This is a genomic window from Mycobacterium intermedium (genome assembly GCF_002086275.1).
Classification (GTDB): domain Bacteria; phylum Actinomycetota; class Actinomycetes; order Mycobacteriales; family Mycobacteriaceae; genus Mycobacterium; species Mycobacterium intermedium.
Window position 1 is genome coordinate 1 of record NZ_MVHT01000215.1, and the last position, 1,925, is coordinate 1,925.

Annotated in this window: 2 pseudogenes; one reads left to right on the plus strand and one right to left on the minus strand. The window is 64.1% G+C overall.

Annotation, left to right across the window (positions count from 1 at the left end):
• Positions 1 to 1,592: pseudogene (locus tag BST27_RS30210) on the minus strand (hypothetical protein); the annotation flags it as partial.
• Between BST27_RS30210 and BST27_RS33345 the strand changes: the two are divergent.
• Positions 1,558 to 1,925, plus strand: a pseudogene (locus BST27_RS33345) (hypothetical protein); the annotation flags it as partial. The pseudogenes BST27_RS30210 and BST27_RS33345 sit on opposite strands and share 35 nt — an antisense overlap.

A 1,925-nucleotide genomic window follows, 5' to 3' on the forward strand; every position in this document is an offset into this window, starting at 1 on the left:
GGGATCGTCAGCGATGGGATTTCGATCGGCGGAATGCTCAGCCGGGGCAGGTCGAACGCTCCCAAGTCGATGCCCGCCGGGATCGTCAGCGACGGAATAGTGATCGGCGGAATGCTCAGCCGGGGCAGATCGAACGCACCCAATTTGATGCCGGCCGGGATCGTCAGCGGCGGAATCTCGATCGACGGCACACTCAGTCGGGGCAAATCGAAGGCACCCAGACCAAAGCCGGCGGGGGTGGCCCCCGCTGGGATCGTCAGGGATGGCAGCGTGAGTGGCGGCAGACCGAATCCGCTCACCGTGATGCCCGCGGGTGTGGTGGCCGCGGGGATGGTCAGCGACGGCAACGTCAGCGACGGCAGAGCGAACCCGTTGATCGCGATCCCTGCCGGGGTTGTTGTGGTGGGAATCGTCAACGACGGCAACGTCATCGCCGGCAAGTTGAACCCGGGCACCGTGAGCGGCGGGATGTGCAACGGTGGCAATGTGAGGTCCGGTGTGGTGATCGCAAAGTGCAGGCTGCCCTGACCGATCCCGCTGTGGAAGACACCGTTGTTTAGATCGCCGGTGTTGAACATGCCGTTGTTCATGTCGCCGACGTTGAACAGTCCGGTGTTGATGTTGCCGGTGTTGAAGTATCCGGTGTTGGTGTTGCCGGGGTTGAAGCTGCCGGTGTTGGACGAGCCTGGGTTGAAGCTGCCCATGTTGAAGTTGCCGGTGTTGAGGATTCCGGTGTTGGCGGTGCCGACGTCGAAGGCGCCGGTGTTCAGTGAGCCGGCGTTGAAGAGGCCGGTGTTGCCTTGTCCGGAGTTGCCGAGGCCGAAGTTTCCCGATCCGGAGTTGAAGAAGCCGACGTTGTTGGTGCCGGAGTTGAACAGGCCGATGTTGCCGCTGCCCGAATTCAGTCCGCCCAAGCCGAATTCACCCGAGCCCAGAATGACGTAGGTGTCGCCGATGCCGATTCGGTTGTTGCCGGTGAGTCCGAAGCCGATGTTGCCGTCGCCGGTGTTGGCCAATCCCAGGTTGTGGCCGCCGGCGTTGCCCAGGCCGAGGTTGAAGTCGCCGAGGTTGGCTCCGCCGATGTTGTTGGCGCCCCAGTTGCCCAGGCCGAGGTTGCCGGTGCCGACGTTGCCGATACCGAGGTTGATTGCGTTTAGGCTCAGGCCGCTGGTTAGTGCGGCGGGCGATAGTGCGATGTTGGCCAGGCCCGAGACTGCGTTGCCGAGGTTGGCGAAGCCAGAGAACTGTCCGCCGAAGTTCTGCGTCCCTGACCCGCCGAACATGTCCGCCATGTTCGTGTTGAACGATCCCGACAGCCCCGCGCCGAAGTTGCCGAAGCCGGAGTTGCCGCCGGTGCCGGAGTTGAAGAACCCCGAGGACGGCGCTTCGCTGGTGTTGAAGTACCCGGGGCCGCCCGGCAGCGCGAAGCCCGCGATGGTGGTGCTGGGCAGGAAGATGCTGGGCACCACCACCGCCGGGGTGTTGAAGGTGCCCAGCCCGATCGGGGGGATCGTGAACGTCGGGGTGGTGATCTCCGGGATGCTGATCTGGGGCAGCGTGAAGGCGCCCAACCCGATCGAAGGGATCGTCAACGCCGGGGTGGTGATCTCCGGAATCCCGATCTGCGGCAGCGTGAAGGCGCCCAGCCCGATCGAGGGGATCGTCAATGCCGTCGTTGTGATTTCCGGGAAGCTGATCTGGGGCAAGCTGAATCCGGTCAGCCCGATCGGGTCGATCGTGATCGGCGGCGTTGTGATCGCCGGCGTGCTGATGTTCGGCAGACTTAATCCGGCTAACCCGATCGGGTCGATCGTGATCGGCGGGGTGGTGATCGGTGGGGTGGTGATCTGGCCGAGGCTGAACTCGCCCAACCCGATCGGATCGATGCTGATCGCCGGTGTGCTGATCGGCGGCGTGCTGATCTG